The organism is Seonamhaeicola sp. S2-3 (assembly GCF_001971785.1).
In the GTDB taxonomy this organism is placed as follows: Bacteria; Bacteroidota; Bacteroidia; order Flavobacteriales; family Flavobacteriaceae; genus Seonamhaeicola.
Window position 1 is genome coordinate 235,834 of record NZ_CP019389.1, and the last position, 19,075, is coordinate 254,908.

Sequence of the window (19,075 nt, forward strand, 5' to 3'; positions counted from 1 at the left end):
TAATTCTAAAACACCAAAATATTTTACAGGCAACTTTTATCAATTGCTTATCTTCGTCAAAAAAAAAATTTAATATGCTTAAAGCAGTTATTTTTGATATGGATGGGGTTATTATAGACAGTGAACCACTGCATAATAAAGCCTACAATGATATGTTTAATCATGTTGGTATTGAAGTTTCAACAGAATTATATGAGTCATTTACAGGGCAATCTACCATAAATATTTGCAAACGTTTGTGCAATCATTTTAATCTTAAACAATCTCCAGAAACTTTAGTGGCTTTAAAAAGAAAGTATTATAAACACTTTTTTGAAACAAACTCTGATTTAACCCTTATTGATGGTGTTTTAGATTTAATTAAAGATTATCACAGTAATGGTTTAACCTTAGTTTTAGGTTCATCTGCTGCAATGACAAGCATTAATCAGATTTTTGAACGATTTGATTTGGACAAATATTTTAAAGCAAAATTAAGTGGTGCCGATTTAAAGCAATCTAAACCACACCCCGAAATATTTATAAAAGCTGCAGAAGCCTCTGGTTTCAAAAAAGAAGAATGTATGGTTATTGAAGATTCAACCAATGGTATACATGCTGCACATGCTGCAGGTATTTACTGTGTTGGTTATGATAGTTTTCACTCTAAAAACCAAGACTATTCTAAAGCTGATATGGTTATTAAAGATTTTAAGGAAATTACTTTTGATAGACTAAATGAGGTTTTAACTAATTCCTTCCAATAATTTTTTTAGACTTTAAAACATAAGTTTTATTCTTAAAAATGCATACAATATTGCTATAAAAAAAGTGAACCTAATGATTCACTTTTTTAATTTAGTGTTAGCATAAAATTTATTCAGCAACTTCTTTATCTGCGTTACTAAACCATCTTAAAATAAGAATACCCAATCTAGCAATTACAAATGAAAACAACCCAAATGTAGCAGTTAGAAGTGATACTTTAAGACCACCCGCAAAAATCTCAGGACTAGGACTTCCCATTGCTTCAATTGAATCGAACGCTGTAATTAATCCTATTACTGAACCTAGAAAACCTAAAACTAAACCTAGCAAGCTAGAGTCTGTAGTTAACTTTATGTATTTTTTTGAAAGTAGTTCGTTTTTTTTTAGATTGATGAAACTCATAATAATAAAAAATACAGATAATAGCAGGCATATTAATATTAAAGACATAAATAATGGTCCGCCCTCATTAAAACGATCAACAAATTGCAAGGTAATAACCAATTTATCAGCAAACAAAGAAATTAAAAATAAACTCATAATTAACGGTTTTTAATTGAACATACCCAAACTTAATGCCTTTTATAGGTTTGAAAATTAAAATGAGACCAATAACCAAATTAGCACAGGAAATAACAGTATTGCAAAATCCGTCCTTAAATTGGTTATTCGTCTACAAAATAAGATTTAGCATGTAAAAATATACTATTATTGTATGAATACATGCAATAATGCTTTCAAAACAGTTTATTATAAATAAAATTGGGCACGCGTTTTTACACTTGCTCTTTTGGTTGGGAGTACTTTTATTTTTTACTTATCTTTTTGGTGCAGATAGTAAAAACTTTAATGATACACTGTGGTTTGCTGGTTTTTTAATGCCAATAACCATAGCAGTTTCTTATGTATCTGTATATAAATTAATCCCAGATTATTTGGTAAAAAAACGGTACGCCCTTTTTATTCTATACAGTAGTTACACCTTTATAGTTTCGGTATATTTAGTTATGGTTTCTATATTTTTTAGTTTGATTTACATATCAAACTTTAAATATGAACAAATGGCTCCTGCTACAAAAAACATGCTGTTTGTTATTACAGCAGTATATTTGGTAGCTTTTATTGTAAGTGCTTTTAAATTATTAAAGCTTAATTTTAAAAATGCTGAACAAAACAGTACTCTAAAAACAAAAATTTTAGACACACAACTAAAGTTAAAAGAACAAGAATTGAATTATTTAAAAATGCAAATACATCCGCATTTTTTATTCAACACCCTAAATACCATGTATGGATTTGCTTTAAAAAAAGCAGACGAAACCCCAGAAATGATATTAAAACTTTCAAATTTACTAGACTATTTATTATATCAAGCAGATAAACCATTTGTACTTTTAACTGAAGAAATTGCTCATATAAAAGATTATATTGCTTTAGAAGAAATGCGATTTAATGATACATTAAAAATTTCTTTTAAAACAACTAATATTGATGTTACTCAAAAAATAGCTCCCATGCTTTTACTACCTTTTGTTGAAAATAGCTTTAAACATGGTTTTATAAAGCATGGTGTTTTAAATGTTGATATTAATTTAACTTGCAAACCCAATAAAATTTATTTTTCAATAATTAATACCAGTAAAAAATCTAAAACACATACTAATGGCATTGGGCTAGAAAATATAAAAAAACGTTTAGATTTACTTTACCCCAACAAATACTCAATAAAAATTGATGATAATACACCAAACTTTAAAGTAGAATTAATTCTGAATTTTTGATAAACAACACCTCCATATCGTGCCTAATTGTTGATGACGAAATTATAGCCAGAGAAGTTATAGCTACACATCTTTCAAAAATTAATAATATAAGTGTTGTTGCAAGTTGTAGTAATGCTCTAGAAGCTTTTAATTGGATAAACACAACCAAAATAGATCTTGTTTTTTTAGATATTAATATGCCGGAAATATCGGGTATTTTGTTTGCTAAATCTATAAACAAAAACATTAAAATTATTTTTACAACAGCTTACAGAGATTATGCTGTAGAAGGTTTTGAGCTTAAAGCCGTTGATTATTTATTAAAACCCATTGCTTTTGAACGTTTATTAAAAGCGGTTAATAATTACTTTGAAACGCTACAGCGCAACGAAAAACAATTAGAGAATAGTAGAGACTTTAACGGATTTATTTTTGTTCGTGCAGATAGAAAAATGATTAAAATTAATTTTGATGACATTGTTTATATTGAAAGTTATAGTGATTATTTAAAAATTCATTTAAATAACAAAACCATAATAACACGAGAAACCATTAGTGCTATTGAAGCAAAATTACCTAAACAAAAATTTTTAAGAATACACCGTTCTTACATCATTGCTTTAGAGCAAATTACATCATTTACCAATGAACACATTACTATTTTAAAAAAGACTTTACCAATAAGTAGAGGTTATAAAAAAGAGGTGTTAAAACACCTAGAACAATATTAATATGATATTGTTACTATTATTTATATCAAAAACTTAATACCAAGAGTAAAATTTTATAATAAAGTAAAACATCAAATAAAAAAAGCAAATCTTATCGATTTGCTTTTTTTATTATAGTTGTCCCGTCCTAAAAGTTTAAGATAACACTTCTTGAACCTTATCTGCGGCCTCTTGAAACTCTGTAGCACTTAAAACTGCTAAACCAGAATTATCAATTAATTCTTTAGCAATATCTGCATTGGTACCTTGTAAACGCACAATAATAGGCACATTTATATTACCCATATTTTTATAAGCATCAATAACGCCTTGCGCCACACGATCGCAACGTACAATACCACCAAAAATATTAATTAGAATAGCTTTTACTGCAGGGTCTTTTAAAATAATTTTAAAAGCAGCCTCTACACGAGCCGCATCTGCGGTACCACCAACATCTAAAAAGTTTGCTGGCTCACCTCCTGCTTGTTTAATTAAATCCATTGTTGCCATGGCTAAACCTGCTCCATTTACCATACACCCCACGTTACCATCTAAATCAACATAATTTAAACCAACTTCTTTGGCTTCAACTTCTATTGGATTTTCTTCACGTAAATCTCTTAAATTAACATAATCTTTATGTCTGTAAAGCGCATTATCATCTATGGTAACTTTAGCATCAACAGCTAAAATTTTGTTATCACTAGTTTTTAAAACTGGGTTAATTTCAAATAAAGATGAATCAGATTTCACATAAGCTGTATAAAGTGCCATTACAAATTTGGTCATTTCTTTAAACGCAGTTCCAGATAATCCAAGATTAAAAGCTACTCGTCTTGCTTGAAATGGTAATAACCCCACTGATGGATCAATTTCTTCAGTAAAAATTAAATGAGGGGTTTCTTCGGCAACCGTTTCAATATCCATTCCACCTTCGGTAGAATACATAATCATGTTGCGTCCAGTACCTCTATTTAATAAAACAGACATATAATATTCTTCTGTTTCACTTTCACCTGGATAATAAACATCTTCTGCTACTAAAACCTGATGAACTTTTTTACCTTCAGCAGATGTTTGAGGTGTAATTAAGTTCATACCAATAATTTCACCAGCAATATCCTCTACTTCTTGCAAGTTTTTAGCAAGCTTTACACCGCCACCTTTACCACGACCACCTGCATGTACTTGTGCTTTAATTACATGCCAGCTAGTACCAGTTTCAGTAGTTAATTGTTTTGCAGCAGCTACAGCTTCATTAGCATTTTGGGCAACAATACCACGTTGGATACGCACTCCAAAACTGCTTAATATTTCTTTACCTTGATATTCGTGTAAATTCATAATTCGCTCATTATTTATAAGAAAAGCAAATGTAGATAATAGCGATTACTTTCGCTAATAATTATTATTTAAAACTTTTTTTATTTTAAAACTTTTATATTTTGTTAATTATTTAACATCTTGTTTAGTTTGTATTATTTTTTAGTTATTTATTTTTTATTCACTTGAATAAAATATCTTTGGCAAAAATTTGAAAAGTTATGACGGAAAATCAATTGCTTAAAATAGCACAAGATTTTGGAAGCCCTGTTTATGTTTATGATGCCGAAAAAATTGAATCGCAATATAAACGTTTAACTAATGCCTTTAAAAGTATAAAAAGTTTAAAGATAAATTATGCTGTTAAGGCATTATCTAACATCTCAATATTAAAGTTATTGCATGCTTTAGGTTCTGGTATAGATACGGTTTCATTACAAGAGGTTCAGCTTGGTTTGGCTGCGGGGTATGCCCCAGAACAAATTATTTTTACTCCAAACGGTGTGTCTTTAGAAGAAATTGAACAAGCTGCTAAATTGGGCGTTAAAATAAACATTGATAATCTGTCTATTTTAGAACAATTTGGAACAAAACATCCTGATATTCCTGTTTGTATTAGAATAAATCCTCATGTAATGGCAGGTGGAAATGCTAATATTTCAGTTGGTCATATAGATTCTAAATTTGGAATTTCAATTCATCAAATACCTCATATTTTACGTATTGTTGAAAACACTAATATGACTATTAACGGTATTCATATGCATACTGGTAGTGATATTTTAGACATTGAAGTTTTCTTATATGCCAGTGAAATATTATTTGAAACCGCTAAACAATTTAAAAATTTAGATTTTATTGATTTTGGGTCTGGTTTTAAAGTACCTTATAAAAATGGTGATATTGAAACCAATATTGAAGAATTAGGCAAAAAACTATCAGAAAGATTTAACAACTTTTGCAAAGAATACGGTAAAGAGTTAACCTTAGCTTTTGAACCTGGTAAATTCTTAGTTAGCGAATCTGGTAATTTTCTAGTTAAAGTTAATGCCGTAAAGCAAACAACCTCAACTGTTTTTGCACAAGTAGATTCTGGCTTTAATCATTTAATACGCCCCATGTTTTATGGGTCTCACCATGAAATTGACAATATTTCTAACCCTAAAGGTCGAGAGCGTTTCTACACTGTTGTAGGTTATATTTGTGAAACAGATACATTTGGAAATAACAGACGTATTAATGAAATTACCGAAGGTGACATTCTTCGCTTTAAAAATGCGGGCGCTTATTGTTTTTCTATGGCTAGTAATTACAACTCTAGGTTTAGACCTGCCGAAGTTTTATGGTATAATAACAAAGCCCATTTAATTAGAAAAAGAGAAACTTTTGAAGATATAACTAGAAACCAAATTGAAGTAGATTTTTCTTCAAAAAAGGAAAAAGAACTAGCTAAATAAATCAACAATAAACTTTACTTTAGGTGCTCAACTTATGTTGGGCATTTTTTTTATCCAAAGATTATATCTACATTTATAATTCCTCCCTAGGTCTTTTTAAATAATAGCAACTTAATAAAAAGACTTATATGTGTAAATTGTGTTTCAATTATTTTAGTAGTTTTTATTACTCTCGTCACCATCTCTAATGAAAAAAGCAATTAAAATATTAATTGTTGAAGACGAGATGATTATTGCTGCAAATACATCATTACAGCTTACCAATTTAGGTTATGATGTAACAGGTATTATGCCTAAAGGCGAAGATGCCTTAGTACATATAAAAGAAAATACGCCCGATATTATTTTACTAGATATTAATTTAAAAGGCGCGCTTTCTGGTATAGAAACGGCACAAATTATTCAACAAGATTACAAGATTCCTATAATTTACGTAACGGCAAATTCAGATAACACGCATTTTAAAAAAGCTATAAAAACCAACCCACACGCTTTCATTTCTAAACCGTTTAAAAAATTAGATTTACAACGTGCTATTGAATTAACCATAAATAGAATACAGCCTGAAAAAGCACCAAACACTTCAACTCTAAAAGCTAAAGAATCATCAATTATTCTAAACGATTGTATTTTTGTACGCCATCATGAAAAAATGGTACGTGTTAATATAAAAGACATCTTCTACATTGAAGCCGAAAGAAACTATTGCCGGATACACTGTAAAGACAAAGAGTACCTATTATCTACAACACTTAAAGATATGAACGACAAATTACCCCACCAACACTTTATTAGGGTACACCGCTCGTTTATTGTAAACCTTTCAAACATTGATGAAATAGCCACTAGCCATATTGTTATTTCAAAAAAAGCCATTCCAATAAGTACAGATTCTAAAAAACAATTGCTTCAACTTATCCAAAAAGTGTAATAAACTCTATCTCTCATCTATGAAAAATGCCCTTTTCTTATTTTTAATTTTACATTTTATAGGATATAGTCAACATTCCACAATAAATAAACTTCAACAACAATTAAATTCCGAAACAAACCCTGCAAAACAGCTTGAGATAATTAGCAATATGGTAGATATTGCTTTTAACCAGGATATGAGCAAAGCATTAAAATTTTCTAAACTTGGTGTACAATTATCAGATAAGGTAGAAAACAAAACTTGGCAACCTAAATTTTACGAAATGCAAGGTAGAATGCACGCTAATTTGTTACAATTAGACTCTGCAATTATCTTTTTTAACAAAGCCCTAAAAGGTTATGAGGCTATTAATAACCAAAGAGGAACAGCCACCACACTTTTTAAATTATCTTGGGTTGATAAAAAACATGGCAATCTAGATGCTGCACTACAAAAAGATCTTTCTGCCTTAAAAATAATGGAAACTTTAGATGATAAACAAGGTATTTGTAGTGGCTTAACACGGGTATCTGAAGACCTAACATACCAAAACCGATTAAATGAAGCTTTAGAATATGCCCAAAAAGCCATAAAAATTGCAGAAGACAACCAATTAACCTCAGAGAAATTCTATGTTAATTTTAATGCTGGTAATGTAGCTATGGCAAAAAATAATTATGCTCAATCTTTAGATTATTATAAAAAGTCCTTAACCATAGCACAAGAACAAAATTTAGGTTTACCAACAGAATCTGATGTTACTAATGCCATTGGCAATGCTTATAAAAGACTTGGTAAATATGAAGAGGCCTTAAAAAGTTATAAAATGTGTTTAGCTTTAGCCAAAAAAGCTAACTACCCCAATGCCACAAGTACTGTTATTGCAAATTTGGGCGAAGTAAATATGCTTCTAGGAAATTACAAAACAGCATTAAACTATCAATTAAAAACCGTAAACCTACAAGAAAAAAACAAAGACGTTTCAAATTTAATTGAAAATTACAACCACGTTAGTACCATTTATAATAAACTAGGAAACTACAAAGAAGCCTTAAACTTTAAACAAAAAGCTTATACTCTTAGAGACAGTATTGCTTCAATAGAAAGCGATGCTAAAATGTCTGAGCTATTAACTCAATACGAAACAAAAAAGAAGGAAGAAACCATTGTAATTCAACAAACTAAAATTTCTCAACAACGCGTAATTCAAACCCTAAGTTTTGGTATGGTTGCGCTTTTACTTGGGGTATTAGTTTTTGTCTTTATAAGTTACCAAAACCGAAGTAAAACAAATAAACTTTTAGCTGAAAAAAATGCTAAAATTGAGTTACTACTAAAAGAAGTTCACCACAGAGTAAAAAATAATTTAGAAATTGTATCTAGCTTACTTTCATTACAATCTGCACAAATAGACGACCTAACCACTAAAGAAACCATGTTAGAAAATCAAAACCGAGTGAATTCTATTGGTATTGTGCACCAAAAATTATATCAAGGTGAAAAATTAGGTGCTATAGAAATGAAAGATTATGTTTTAAATTTAAGTGAAAATATTTTAGATAGTTTAAATGCTGAAAAAAAGATAAACCTAATTCTAACAATGAATAAACTAGACTTAGATATTGATACAGCAATTCCTTTAGGTTTAATAATTAATGAGTTGTTAACCAACACCGTAAAATATGCATTTCCTGATAACAAAAATGGTACTATAACCATTAAAATGGAAAAACAAACTAATGATGTTTTACACCTAGAAGTTGCCGATGATGGCATTGGTAAACCCAACGTTATACAGGGCACCGGCTTTGGTTCGCAATTAATATCCTTACTTACCCTTCAACTTAATGGCTCTATGACAGAAAAAAATAAAAATGGCACCACTTTTATTTTTGACTTTCAATTAAAAGCCACTTCATAAACATATAAATTATTTATTTACAAGCACTTAAATCCTTCGATAAATAAATCACCGCTTCTGCTCAATTTTATACCTGTTTCGTCCTTAATCGCTTTTCCCCTACTCTTTTTATGCCTTATTTAGATACAAGTTATGACACTTGAGTTAGTCATTTTTATTAAGTAACCAATCAAAAAAACAAAAAACCTACATGCATTGAAACTAACATTTGTCAATATTAAAATGTAGGTTTTTTAATTTAAAATGGAATGAAAAAAGCAGGAATCATAGGCGGTTCAGGGTTTATAGGAAGCCACGTCACCAAAGCATTTTTAAATAAAGGCTATCAAGTAAAAGTGTCAACTACTGATATTTCTCGTGAAGACAAATACGGACATTTAATGACCCTTAAACATACTGACCATTTGTATATAAGCGAAATGAATATAACCAACAAAACCTCTTTAAAAGCGTTTGTAAGCGATTGTGATATTATTGTTCATGGTGGCACACCATTTATTTTAGATGTTGAAAACCCTCAAACCCAATTATTCAATCCTATAATTAAAGGTACCGAGAATTTTCTAGAAGTTATATCTCTTACACCAAGCATTGAAAAAGTTGTTTTTATTGCATCAGTAGCGGGTTGGAATACAAACTTTCCGTTTCCGCCAAATGGCAAAAATTTCACAGATACCATTGATGAATCTAGCTCTCGGTTTTCAAGCACTGAAAGTCACCCATATGCCCAAGCAAAATTTATAGCAAACCAAGTAGTAGAAAAATTCATCAATAACAACCCAAATATTCATTTTGAAATCAGCACAGTTTCCCCTGTAGCCGTTATGGGGAAAGCACTATCAAACAGAGAAGATTCTACCTCTGGAAATCTGCAATATCTAGTAAAAAACAATATAGCTCCTAACAATTTTATTAAACTCCTTTTTGATAATGACGTACCATTTGCCATAGTAGATGTTGAAGATGTAGCTAAAGCCATTTACAAAATAGCAACCAAAAAAGGCCTACATGGTAAAGATTATTTATTAAGCAGTGAAACTTATAAAATTTCAGATATGCATAAAATGCTTAACCACAAACCTGCAAAAAATCATCCCCAAATTATTTATAGAAGTGATTTAGCTAAAACCGATTTAGGTATTCATTTTAAACCTGTAAAAGACACTTTAAATAGTTATTCAAATTAAAAATTAAGAAGAAATTAATTAACCATAAATCCAATAAAATGAAAAAACAAACATTATTATTCGTAATTGCCCTTTCAAGTTTAATTACTGCTTTTGGGCAAAAAAAATCAAATGGAACTGTTTATATTGAACATCCGGCCATTGAAACTGTTCAAGCCATGAACAAAGCCTTTGTAGCAGGCGATTCTTCTAAAGTTGCAAGTTACCTAGCTGATGATTTTAAGGCTTGGAATGGCGTAGGTTTAGCAACCAAACCTAAAGGAGAAGACAAAGCATCATTTGCTGGTTCTGCAAAAGTCTGGAATGATGTTCTTGATTATTTCTCTATAACACAGACAAAAGGAGCCTATCCAGATGCCATTGAGTATAAAAAAGATAATGACGAAGATGTAGTTTGGGTACAAAATTGGGAAGACATAAAAGGCGTACACAAAAAAACAGGTGTAAAAGTAAACATGCCGTTACACAGACTTTTTATTCTAAATAAAAACAACAAAATACAAGCTATAATAAATTATACTAACGAAAGTATTTTTGATGAAATAGGAGCCAGTTTTGTTAATAGAACTAATGGTACTATTTACAACCATCATGATAATATAAATACCATTCGTAAAGGCATGTATGCCTTTGAAAACTTAGATTTAGACAAATGTTTAAGCTATTATAGTGATGATGCTACTTTTCACAGTATTCACAATCAAGTGGGAGATTCAACACCAAAATCTGAAATAAAAGCTTTATGGGAACAGTTTCTAGAAAATTTTGAAATAGTAAGTATAGATATGATTGGGTATCCTGATTATTTAGAATATGAAATGGGCGAAGGACGCGAAGTATTATCTTGGTGGAACTACCATTTAATACGTAAATCTGACAAGAAAGAAATTACAGTTCCTATGCATTTTAGCAATAGTTTTGATGCCGATGGGAAAATTACAAGTGAAATGATTTATTACAGTAGAGCTCTATTAAGCGCCAAATAACCAACCTTTTTAAACCAAAAGTAGCTTTCATTATTAAAGCTGCTTTTGGTTCTTTTTATAAAAGAATGAATTTAGCACTAAAATTTTAAATGGTAGTATCTTACTAAGTGTGCAAAGCTGAAATCATTTATATTCAAAATTAAAACTTACCTTAGTAGTATGAGCGTTATAAAATCAACCCGAATTCAATCTATTGATATTTTAAGAGGTGTTGTAATGGTGTTAATGGCTTTAGATCATACTAGAGATTATTTTCATTTGGATGCCTCTTTAAATAATCCTACAAATATAGAAACCACAACTCCTATATTGTTTTTCACTAGGTTTATAACGCATTATTGTGCACCTGTTTTTGTGTTTTTAGCGGGAACCTCGGCTTTTCTTTATGGCAATAATAAAACAAAACCTAAACTTTTTAAATTCTTATTTACTAGAGGTTTATGGCTTATATTTCTTGAAATTTTTGTTAATAGCTTTAATTGGACTTTTGATTACACTTACAGTTTAATAGCTTTACAAGTTATTTGGGCTATAGGTATAGGTATGATTGCTCTTTCTTTTCTTGTTTTACTACCTAAAAAAGTTATTCTTGGTATTGGTATTATTCTAGTTGCGGGTCATAACCTTCTAGATAAAACTATTGCTGAAGGTACTAGTTTTCAATCTATCATTTGGTACATGTTACATCAACCTAATAGTATTCCAATAAGTGGAACTAGATTTGCCTATATTATTTATCCTGTTATTCCTTGGATTGGGCTCATTGCGTTAGGATATTGCTTTGGTTCATTTTATACTAGAGGGTTTTGTGCTGAAACTAGAAAAAAATGGTTACTATCACTTGGTATTGGTGCTATTGTACTGTTTTTTATTATTAGAGGTACTAATATGTATGGAGATTTAACACCGTGGTCTACGCAAGATACTTTTACAAAAACCGTAATGTCTTTTTTTAAAGTAACTAAATACCCGCCATCTTTATCATATATATTAATAACCATAGGGCCTTCATTACTCTTTTTATTAGCTATTGAAAAAGCTAAAAATAAAATAACCGATTTCTTTTTAGTATTTGGTAGAGTGCCACTTTTCTATTATTTCTTACACATATTTGTAATTCACAGTTTTGCAATTATTGGTGTTATTTTATTTAATGAAGGTTGGCGAGACATTCTTTCAAACATCTCTGACAGATCTATTATAGGACTTGCAAAATATGGCTATTCGCTTTTTGTTGTGTATTTAGTTTGGATAGGTATTGTAGCACTACTTTACTTACCTAGTAAAAAATACATGATTTACAAAGCAAATAATAAGCAAAAATGGTGGTTAAGCTATTTGTAATTAATCTTTTAACTTACCACTAAACACCGAAACTTTAGAATTAAACGGGTTTCCAGAAGCTCTTCGCAACATCACTATTTGTCCACAATGCCACAACGCATCTGCAATTGGTCCGTTAATGATATTCCAAAAAGGCACCGCAGTAGCTTCAAATTTAAACGTTTTATTAGCGTTTTTTAATCTATCAGAAACTTTCTTGAAGTTTATTAACGTTTTTGCCCTCAATTCTAAAAAGCTGAGTTCTTCTTTATTATCATCTATATCATTTTCTAACACACTATTTCTTAAAAATTTAGACAACCCATAAATATGATTGATAGTTTCTAAACTTGTACGCCCAGATTCGCTTGCTTTATAAGCTAAATCTGTATTTTTCAATCCTTCGGTAGCCCAATAATATCTAAAGCCTAAACCATCTACCATTCTAGCTACTAATAAGTTAGACGTGTATTCTTCAGGATATTCTGGTATTTCTCTAAATGGTAAATTGTTCACTTCTTGTGACATTATGTTTTGTACTAAAAACAATAATACAAAAGCAACAACCAACTTTTTAATATTATTCATTTTTTAATTGTTGTTTGTATTGTTCAATATTAGCTTTAATATCATCATCTAACTCTGGTTCTTCAATATCAGTATATTCTTTAAGTGTATCATATATAGTTTTAGCTACAATATATCTTGCCGAAGGTTTATCATCTGCAGGAATGGTATACCAAGGTGCATATGCTTTAGAAGTTCTATTAATAGCATCTTCATAACACTCTTGATATGTATCCCAAAGCTTACGTTCTTTTAAATCGCTTGGTGAAAATTTCCAGTTTTTTTCTTGTTTATTCAATCGTCTTAAAAGTCTGTATTTCTGTTCTTCTTTTGATAGGTTTAAAAAGAACTTAAAAATTATGGTTCCGTTTTCGGCAACATGCTTTTCAAAATTATTTATTTGTTCAAAACGCTTGTCCCAAAAAGCATCATTAACATCTTCAACAGTATTTACAGAAGGAATATTTTCTCCTAAAATATAACCAGGATGCACACGTGTAACTAATACATTTTCATAATGTGTACGGTTAAACACACCAAATTTACCTCTAGCAGGTAGTGCTAAATAATGTCTCCATAAGTAGTCATGTTTAAGCTCTAACTCTGTAGGCACTTTAAAACTATGTACCTCAACACCTCTGGCGTTAAAATCTTTAAAAACTTCTCTTATTAAGCTATCTTTTCCTGCGGTGTCCATACCTTGTAAACATACTAAAACAGCATATTTTCCGTGAGCATATAAGGTATCTTGTAGTTTACCTAGTTTCTTTCTAGTTTTTTTTAATTGCTTTTTGGCATCATCTATTACAACTTTAGTGGGTCTATCTTTTAATGAAATTTTAGAAGTCACTTTATATTCTCTCATATGTATTTTTTTAATTTTTTATAAATATACTAAAACCAAAATTTCGATGAAGTGCAAGCTCATTAATTATGTTTTTTATACATTTGGTTTACCTACTTATTAACCAACCAAAATACCATGAAAAACACCTTTGTTTTTTATTATCACTTTTAAGTATTTCTAATTTTTTTTGCTCAAGATTATTGTGCAGATGCCGATTCTAATCTTATTTATGCTTATTCTAATGTAAAATCTGCTTATGAATCTAATAATTTAGACCACCTTAAGTATTACTCAGAAAAGTCTTTAAAATCGTTTGAAAAAGCAAAAACCAATCTAAAAAAATGTGGTTGTGAAAGTGCCTATAATTTAGCGTATGATGGCGCTGAATTACTAGCAAAAGTAGCATCTCAAGAAACTTTTGAAGACGGACGCTTTTATGTAAAAAGAGCTAGAGAAATTGCTAAAAGCACTATTGATTCTTTGAATGAATTTACAGCAAACAACAATACAGAACAAGAGGAAACCGATAATTTAAGTGCTTTACAAATTGAAAAGTAAAAACTTGAACAGCAACAACTTGAATTAAAACAAAAAGAAGCTGCTATTGCCAAAAAATTGGCTAAACAAAAAAGAAAAAGCAGCAACACTTGAAAAGAAAGCTATAATTACCAAATACAAAGACGCGCTTTCTTTAAACATTGAAACTTACAATAGGGTTTTAAAACAATATGGGAGTAGTTTTGAGATTTTACCACCCAATACAAGTGAAGATGAACTCTTAGCTAAGAATAAAGAAGAAATAACAGATTACTTTTTAACCCACATTAAAGAAGCTACAAATTCTTATTTAGCTGAGTTAAATAATATGTAATAAAAAAAGCTCTGATTTATTACAGAGCCTTTCTTTTATTTTGAAGCAAATAGTTTAACATCTTGCTCACTAACTTCTGTTCCGCCAAGTATAATTAATCGTTCTACTACATTTCGTAATTCTCTAATATTACCCGTCCAGTCATAATCTTGAAGTAATTTTATGGCTTTATCAGAAAACGATTTTTTAGCGGTTCCTTGCTCATTGGCTATTTTAGCTGCAAAATGATTTACCAATAGCGGAATATCTTCTCGCCTATCATTTAAAGCAGGCACTTTTATGAGTATAACTGCTAGTCTATGATATAAATCTTCACGGAATTTACCGTTTTCAATTTCTTTTTTTAAATTTTTATTGGTAGCAGCAATTACTCTCACATTTACCTTTATATCCTTATCACTTCCAACTCGTTGTATTTTATTTTCTTGAAGCGCCCTTAAAACTTTAGCTTGAGCAGATAAACTCATATCACCTATTTCATCAAGAAAAATGGTACCACCATTGGCTGCTTCAAATTTTCCGGCTCTATCTTTATTAGCACTGGTAAAAGCACCTTTTACATGACCAAAAAGCTCACTTTCAATTAGTTCACTTGGTATAGCAGCACAATTTACCTCTATCATGTTACCTTTAGAACGTTCGCTTTTTTCATGTAACCAATGCGCTACAATTTCTTTTCCAGTTCCGTTAGGGCCAGTAATTAAAACTCTAGCATCTGTAGGGGCTACTTTTTCAATTATTTCTTTTATTTGAGAAATAGCTTCACTTTCACCCACCATTTCGTACTTTTTACTAACCTTTTTCTTAAGAATTTTGTTTTCTACAACAAGTTCTTTTCTGTCTAAGGCGTTTCTAACTGTATTTAGTAATCTATTTAAATCTGGTGGTTTAGAAATATAATCATAAGCCCCTAAACGCATGGTGTTTACTGCTGTATCTAAATCTCCGTGACCCGAAATCATGACTATAGGAATTTCTGGTTTTATTTTTTTTACAGCTTCTAATACTTCAACACCATCCATTTTTGGCATTTTTATATCGCAAAGAATTAAATCGAAATCGTCTTTTTTTATTTTTTCAATTCCGGCTAAACCATCTTCAGCTTCGTCTACTTGATAGGTATCACTTTCTTCTGAAAGTATTTTTACAAGTACTCTTCTAATGGCTGCTTCATCTTCAATTACTAGTATTTTACGCATATTTAATTATTTATTTCTGAATAATATGAACATCTCTTTGCGGGAATGGTATAGAAATATTGTTTTCTCTAAAAACTCTATCTATTTCAAAACGCAAATCGCTTTTAGGTATTCCTCCTTGAAAACTATCACTTAATGTGAAAATTAATTTAAACTCTAATGCACTATCACCAAAGTTATTAAATAATACCAGTGGTTCTGGTTGTTTTAAAATATCAGGATGATTATTTGCTGCTTCTATCAACAACTTTTTAACCAACTCTACATCACTTCCGTAAGCTACCCCTACAGTTATACTTTCTCTGGTTATTGTACCATTTTGTGTCCAATTATACAGACTATTAGTTAGGTATAAATGATGCGGTATTATTAGCACTTTATTATCTATAGTTACGGCTCTTGTGGTTCTTAATTTTACTTCATCTACTCTTCCTACTTTTCCATCTATTTCAATAATATCTCCTACATGAATAGTTTGATCTAAAAGAATTAAAACCCCAGCAATTATATCTTGAAATAATGTTTGTAACGCTAAACCAACACCTATAAGTAAGGCAGCAGATGCTGCAAAAATTGCGGTTACATTAACCCCTATAGCATTAAAAGTTATAAGCAATATAATAAGATATACAAGCCATTTTCCGTAGCCAAAAAGTACTTTAAACTTATCTTTATCATCTGTTGGGAGTTTTCTGGTAAGCAACTTTCTTGCCAAATTAAGTAAAACAGAGGTTATAAAAATTACTAAAACAACAAGGATAATACCTTTTACTGAAATGCTTATTTTATCTGTAATACTTATAGACTCATTAAGAAAGGCTTTTAAATTCTCCATATATTAATATTTAATCCATTTTATCAATTCTTTATAGGATGGTTTTTTACCATACATTAAAATGCCAACTCTATAAATTTTAGCTGCAAACCAAACGGTAGACATAAATGTACCAATTAAAATTAACAAAGAAAGTAACTGTTGCCAAATAGGTACCCCAAACGGTATTCTCATAAGCATAACAACAGGCGATGTTAATGGAATATATGAAAATACTGTTGAAACTGTTCCGTGCGGATCTTCTATAACAGTAAAAATCCCGATATAAACTGCTAAAATTAATGGCATTAAAATAGGTAGCATAAATTGTTGAGTATCGGTTTCATTATCTACTGCGGCACCAATAGCAGCATATAACGAACTATACAACAAATACCCACCAATAAAGAAAAATATAAAAGCCCCAATTAAATTCATTAATGGCATATTTCTTAAAGCTTGTTTAAAAGATTCAAAGTAAAACTCTATCCCTTGACTTTGTGATGCCATTTCTATGAGTTCTTGTTGTGGCACTGAAGAATCAAATAAACTTATTCCTAATACTAGAGAAACAATGGTCATTAAAAGTCCTCCAAAAATAACCCAAACAACAAACTGCGTTATACCTGCCAAAGAAGTACCTATAATTTTACCTAACATTAATTGTACTGGTTTTACAGATGATATAATTACTTCTATAATTCTACTGGTTTTTTCTTCTATAACACTACGCATTATCATATTACCATAAATAATGATAAACATGAATAATAAATAACCAGCTGCACAACCAAAAATTAGCTTTACTACACTATCAATTTTGGAAGATTCTTCGCCAGAAAAATTCTCCTGTCCTATGTTTATGTGCACTTGAGATGCTTCTATTTTAGAAACATCAATATTAGCTTCCTTCATTTTTAAATTGGTAAATGCGCTTTCTAGTTTACCTTCTAAATCTGAAATTACTGTTAATGAAGGAGATTCTTCAGAATAAAATTTAATGTGTTTTGAAACAGAATCTAATTCTGTAAATTTTTCAACATGAAGCAACCCATAACTTGAGGTTTCATTTACTATATTTTTTGCTACATCTAACGATACGTTTTCTAGTATATCATAAGTTGTATGCTCTGTGTTTTTAAAAATATCTTTTACCAAACCAGATTCATCTAACACAGAAATAACCCTTACCTTTTCATTATTTAAATTTGATAAATAGGCTACTACTGCTATAAGCGCTATCATAATGATAGGGCTTAAAATAGTCATTACTATAAATGATTTATTTTTAACCTTAGTTAAATATTCACGTTTAATGATAAGTGAAAGATGATTCATAATTAGTTATTCTGTACAGTTTGAATAAATATATCGTTGGCACTAGGTATTACTTCTACAAAGTGATTAATTTGTGCTTTTTGATTTAAAAATGCTATAAGATCTTGCGCCGATTCTCCATTTTTAAGTTTAATATTTAACTTTAAATCGTTATTTAAGGATTTAAAATTGGCTTCAGACACTGTGAATTTTTCGGTTAAACTTTCTTTTAATAAGATTTTATTTTCAGCCTCTAAACCTACTTCAAAAGTATTGGTTTTATATTGTCTTTTTATATCGATTAGTTTGCCCTCAAGAATTTTATTTGATTTATGAATTAAAGCAATATCATCACATAATTCTTCAACAGATTCCATTCTATGTGTTGAAAATATTACTGTTGCGCCTTCTTCACGTAAGCGTAAAATTTCGTCTTTAATTAAATTGGCATTTATAGGGTCAAAACCCGAAAAAGGTTCATCAAAAATTAACAATTTAGGATTGTGCAATACGGTAACTACAAACTGAATTTTTTGAGCCATCCCTTTTGAAAGTTCTTGTATTTTCTTGTTCCACCAATCGCCTATTTCTAAACGGTCAAACCAATATTTTAAACGTTGTTTAGCTTCGGCTTTACTTAGGCCTTTTAATTGGGCTAAATACAAAGCTTGCTCTCCAACTTTCATAGATTTGTATAAACCACGTTCTTCTGGTAAATACCCTATTTCTTTTATATGTGAAGGGTTTAGTAAATCGCCATCTAAATGCACGGTACCAGAATCTGGCATAGTAATTTGATTAATGACCCTAATTAAAGTTGTTTTACCAGCCCCATTAGGCCCTAAAAGCCCAAAAATGCTTCCTTTAGGGACATTGATTGATACATTGTTGAGTGCTTTAAAATCTCCGAAATTTTTAGAAACCTCATGAACTTCTAATAAGTTGCTCATATTTTTTTAACAGTCTTGAATAGGTTGTAAATATATTAAATGTTTAACTGAGAGTTTTAGTAAATAATTATTAATTATTTTTTGAATGGGTATAAAAACAAAACCCACCCTTAAAACAATATTTAAGGATGGGAAAAAAATTGCTATGAAAAAGAAAAATTACCACTAAAAATTTAG

At 30.1% G+C, this 19,075-nt stretch carries 18 protein-coding genes; 10 read left to right on the forward strand and 8 right to left on the reverse strand.

The genetic code is table 11. From position 1 onward, the window contains the following. The first annotated feature begins 74 nt into the window (after positions 1 to 74). Positions 75 to 746, forward strand: coding sequence for an HAD family phosphatase (locus tag BWZ22_RS01130; protein WP_076697379.1), 672 nt, complete (start codon positions 75 to 77; stop codon positions 744 to 746). A gap of 109 nt (positions 747 to 855) precedes the next feature. Here BWZ22_RS01130 and BWZ22_RS01135 read toward each other — a convergent pair whose 3' ends face one another. Beyond that, complete coding sequence (locus tag BWZ22_RS01135; protein WP_076697382.1) at positions 856 to 1,287, reverse strand: MotA/TolQ/ExbB proton channel family protein; 432 nt, start codon at positions 1,285 to 1,287, stop codon at positions 856 to 858. Between the two features lie 254 nt (positions 1,288 to 1,541). Here BWZ22_RS01135 and BWZ22_RS01140 point away from each other — a divergent pair, with 254 nt between their 5' ends. Together BWZ22_RS01140 and BWZ22_RS01145 are read left to right on the forward strand one after the other, a co-directional pair. Then, positions 1,542 to 2,528, forward strand: coding sequence for a sensor histidine kinase (locus tag BWZ22_RS01140; protein ID WP_232225206.1), 987 nt, complete (start codon positions 1,542 to 1,544; stop codon positions 2,526 to 2,528). After that, on the forward strand, positions 2,525 to 3,241 hold the full coding sequence (locus BWZ22_RS01145; protein ID WP_076697387.1) for a LytTR family DNA-binding domain-containing protein: 717 nt from the start codon (positions 2,525 to 2,527) through the stop codon (positions 3,239 to 3,241). The genes BWZ22_RS01140 and BWZ22_RS01145 overlap by 4 nt, the downstream gene beginning before the upstream one ends. Positions 3,242 to 3,376: 135 nt before the next feature. Here BWZ22_RS01145 and sucC read toward each other — a convergent pair whose 3' ends face one another. Next, the gene (gene sucC / locus BWZ22_RS01150; RefSeq protein WP_076697389.1) at positions 3,377 to 4,567 is read right to left on the reverse strand and encodes an ADP-forming succinate--CoA ligase subunit beta; all 1,191 of its coding nucleotides are present in this window, start codon (positions 4,565 to 4,567) and stop codon (positions 3,377 to 3,379) included. 200 nt (positions 4,568 to 4,767) lie between these two features. Here sucC and lysA point away from each other — a divergent pair, with 200 nt between their 5' ends. The 6 genes from lysA (at position 4,768) to BWZ22_RS01180 (ending at position 12,354) form a co-directional block, all read left to right on the forward strand. Continuing rightward, positions 4,768 to 6,003 (forward strand): diaminopimelate decarboxylase, encoded by a 1,236-nt coding sequence (gene lysA / locus BWZ22_RS01155; RefSeq protein WP_076697392.1) that lies wholly within the window; start codon positions 4,768 to 4,770, stop codon positions 6,001 to 6,003. A gap of 187 nt (positions 6,004 to 6,190) precedes the next feature. Next, positions 6,191 to 6,934, forward strand: a complete 744-nt coding sequence (locus BWZ22_RS01160) for a LytTR family DNA-binding domain-containing protein (protein WP_076697395.1) — start codon at positions 6,191 to 6,193, stop codon at positions 6,932 to 6,934. A gap of 19 nt (positions 6,935 to 6,953) precedes the next feature. Then, positions 6,954 to 8,837 carry a tetratricopeptide repeat protein gene (locus tag BWZ22_RS01165; protein WP_076697398.1) on the forward strand — a complete coding sequence of 628 codons (1,884 nt, stop codon included), beginning with the start codon at positions 6,954 to 6,956 and terminating at the stop codon, positions 8,835 to 8,837. A gap of 248 nt (positions 8,838 to 9,085) precedes the next feature. Then, the gene (locus BWZ22_RS01170; RefSeq protein WP_076697401.1) at positions 9,086 to 10,024 is read left to right on the forward strand and encodes an NAD-dependent epimerase/dehydratase family protein; all 939 of its coding nucleotides are present in this window, start codon (positions 9,086 to 9,088) and stop codon (positions 10,022 to 10,024) included. Positions 10,025 to 10,062: 38 nt separating this feature from the next. Next, entirely contained in the window at positions 10,063 to 11,010 is a 948-nt protein-coding gene (locus BWZ22_RS01175; protein WP_076697404.1) for a nuclear transport factor 2 family protein, read from the forward strand. 159 nt (positions 11,011 to 11,169) lie between these two features. Beyond that, a complete protein-coding gene (locus tag BWZ22_RS01180) occupies positions 11,170 to 12,354 on the forward strand; it encodes a DUF1624 domain-containing protein (RefSeq protein ID WP_076697407.1) in 1,185 nt (394 codons plus the stop codon). Here BWZ22_RS01180 and BWZ22_RS01185 read toward each other — a convergent pair whose 3' ends face one another. Both BWZ22_RS01185 and BWZ22_RS01190 read right to left on the reverse strand, forming a co-directional pair. Next, on the reverse strand, positions 12,355 to 12,921 hold the full coding sequence (locus BWZ22_RS01185) for a hypothetical protein (protein ID WP_076697410.1): 567 nt from the start codon (positions 12,919 to 12,921) through the stop codon (positions 12,355 to 12,357). Then, positions 12,914 to 13,765, reverse strand: a complete 852-nt coding sequence (locus tag BWZ22_RS01190) for a PPK2 family polyphosphate kinase (RefSeq protein WP_083692144.1) — start codon at positions 13,763 to 13,765, stop codon at positions 12,914 to 12,916. Before BWZ22_RS01190 ends, BWZ22_RS01185 begins: the two co-directional genes overlap by 8 nt. Positions 13,766 to 14,351: 586 nt before the next feature. Here BWZ22_RS01190 and BWZ22_RS01195 point away from each other — a divergent pair. Further along, complete coding sequence (locus BWZ22_RS01195) at positions 14,352 to 14,618, forward strand: hypothetical protein (protein WP_076697416.1); 267 nt, start codon at positions 14,352 to 14,354, stop codon at positions 14,616 to 14,618. Positions 14,619 to 14,653: 35 nt separating this feature from the next. Here the strand turns inward: BWZ22_RS01195 and BWZ22_RS01200 are convergent, their stop codons facing one another. The 4 genes from BWZ22_RS01200 to BWZ22_RS01215 are packed head-to-tail and all read right to left on the reverse strand — an operon-like array spanning position 14,654 to position 18,898. After that, on the reverse strand, positions 14,654 to 15,817 hold the full coding sequence (locus BWZ22_RS01200; protein ID WP_076697419.1) for a sigma-54 dependent transcriptional regulator: 1,164 nt from the start codon (positions 15,815 to 15,817) through the stop codon (positions 14,654 to 14,656). Positions 15,818 to 15,827: 10 nt separating this feature from the next. Next, positions 15,828 to 16,652: a mechanosensitive ion channel family protein gene (locus BWZ22_RS16545; protein ID WP_076697422.1), complete on the reverse strand. Its 825-nt coding sequence runs from the start codon at positions 16,650 to 16,652 to the stop codon at positions 15,828 to 15,830. 3 nt (positions 16,653 to 16,655) lie between these two features. After that, on the reverse strand, positions 16,656 to 17,969 hold the full coding sequence (locus BWZ22_RS16550) for an ABC transporter permease (RefSeq protein WP_076697425.1): 1,314 nt from the start codon (positions 17,967 to 17,969) through the stop codon (positions 16,656 to 16,658). A 2-nt stretch (positions 17,970 to 17,971) separates the two neighbouring features. Then, a complete protein-coding gene (locus BWZ22_RS01215; RefSeq protein WP_076697428.1) occupies positions 17,972 to 18,898 on the reverse strand; it encodes an ABC transporter ATP-binding protein in 927 nt (308 codons plus the stop codon). Between the last annotated feature and the right edge of the window lie 177 nt (positions 18,899 to 19,075).

Bases quoted from the DNA above. Each gene is read 5' to 3' on its own strand.
- BWZ22_RS01170 (WP_076697401.1), top strand. From the start codon at position 9,086: ATGAAAAAAGCAGGAATCATAGGCGGTTCAGGGTTTATAGGAAGCCAC.
- BWZ22_RS01165 (WP_076697398.1), top strand. From the start codon at position 6,954: ATGAAAAATGCCCTTTTCTTATTTTTAATTTTACATTTTATAGGATAT.
- lysA (WP_076697392.1), top strand. From the start codon at position 4,768: ATGACGGAAAATCAATTGCTTAAAATAGCACAAGATTTTGGAAGCCCT.
- sucC (WP_076697389.1), bottom strand. From the start codon at position 4,567: ATGAATTTACACGAATATCAAGGTAAAGAAATATTAAGCAGTTTTGGA.
- BWZ22_RS01175 (WP_076697404.1), top strand. From the start codon at position 10,063: ATGAAAAAACAAACATTATTATTCGTAATTGCCCTTTCAAGTTTAATT.
- BWZ22_RS01180 (WP_076697407.1), top strand. From the start codon at position 11,170: ATGAGCGTTATAAAATCAACCCGAATTCAATCTATTGATATTTTAAGA.
- BWZ22_RS01130 (WP_076697379.1), top strand. From the start codon at position 75: ATGCTTAAAGCAGTTATTTTTGATATGGATGGGGTTATTATAGACAGT.
- BWZ22_RS16545 (WP_076697422.1), bottom strand. From the start codon at position 16,652: ATGGAGAATTTAAAAGCCTTTCTTAATGAGTCTATAAGTATTACAGAT.
- BWZ22_RS01160 (WP_076697395.1), top strand. From the start codon at position 6,191: ATGAAAAAAGCAATTAAAATATTAATTGTTGAAGACGAGATGATTATT.
- BWZ22_RS01215 (WP_076697428.1), bottom strand. From the start codon at position 18,898: ATGAGCAACTTATTAGAAGTTCATGAGGTTTCTAAAAATTTCGGAGAT.
- BWZ22_RS01200 (WP_076697419.1), bottom strand. From the start codon at position 15,817: ATGCGTAAAATACTAGTAATTGAAGATGAAGCAGCCATTAGAAGAGTA.
- BWZ22_RS01190 (WP_083692144.1), bottom strand. From the start codon at position 13,765: ATGAGAGAATATAAAGTGACTTCTAAAATTTCATTAAAAGATAGACCC.
- BWZ22_RS01185 (WP_076697410.1), bottom strand. From the start codon at position 12,921: ATGAATAATATTAAAAAGTTGGTTGTTGCTTTTGTATTATTGTTTTTA.
- BWZ22_RS01135 (WP_076697382.1), bottom strand. From the start codon at position 1,287: ATGAGTTTATTTTTAATTTCTTTGTTTGCTGATAAATTGGTTATTACC.
- BWZ22_RS16550 (WP_076697425.1), bottom strand. From the start codon at position 17,969: ATGAATCATCTTTCACTTATCATTAAACGTGAATATTTAACTAAGGTT.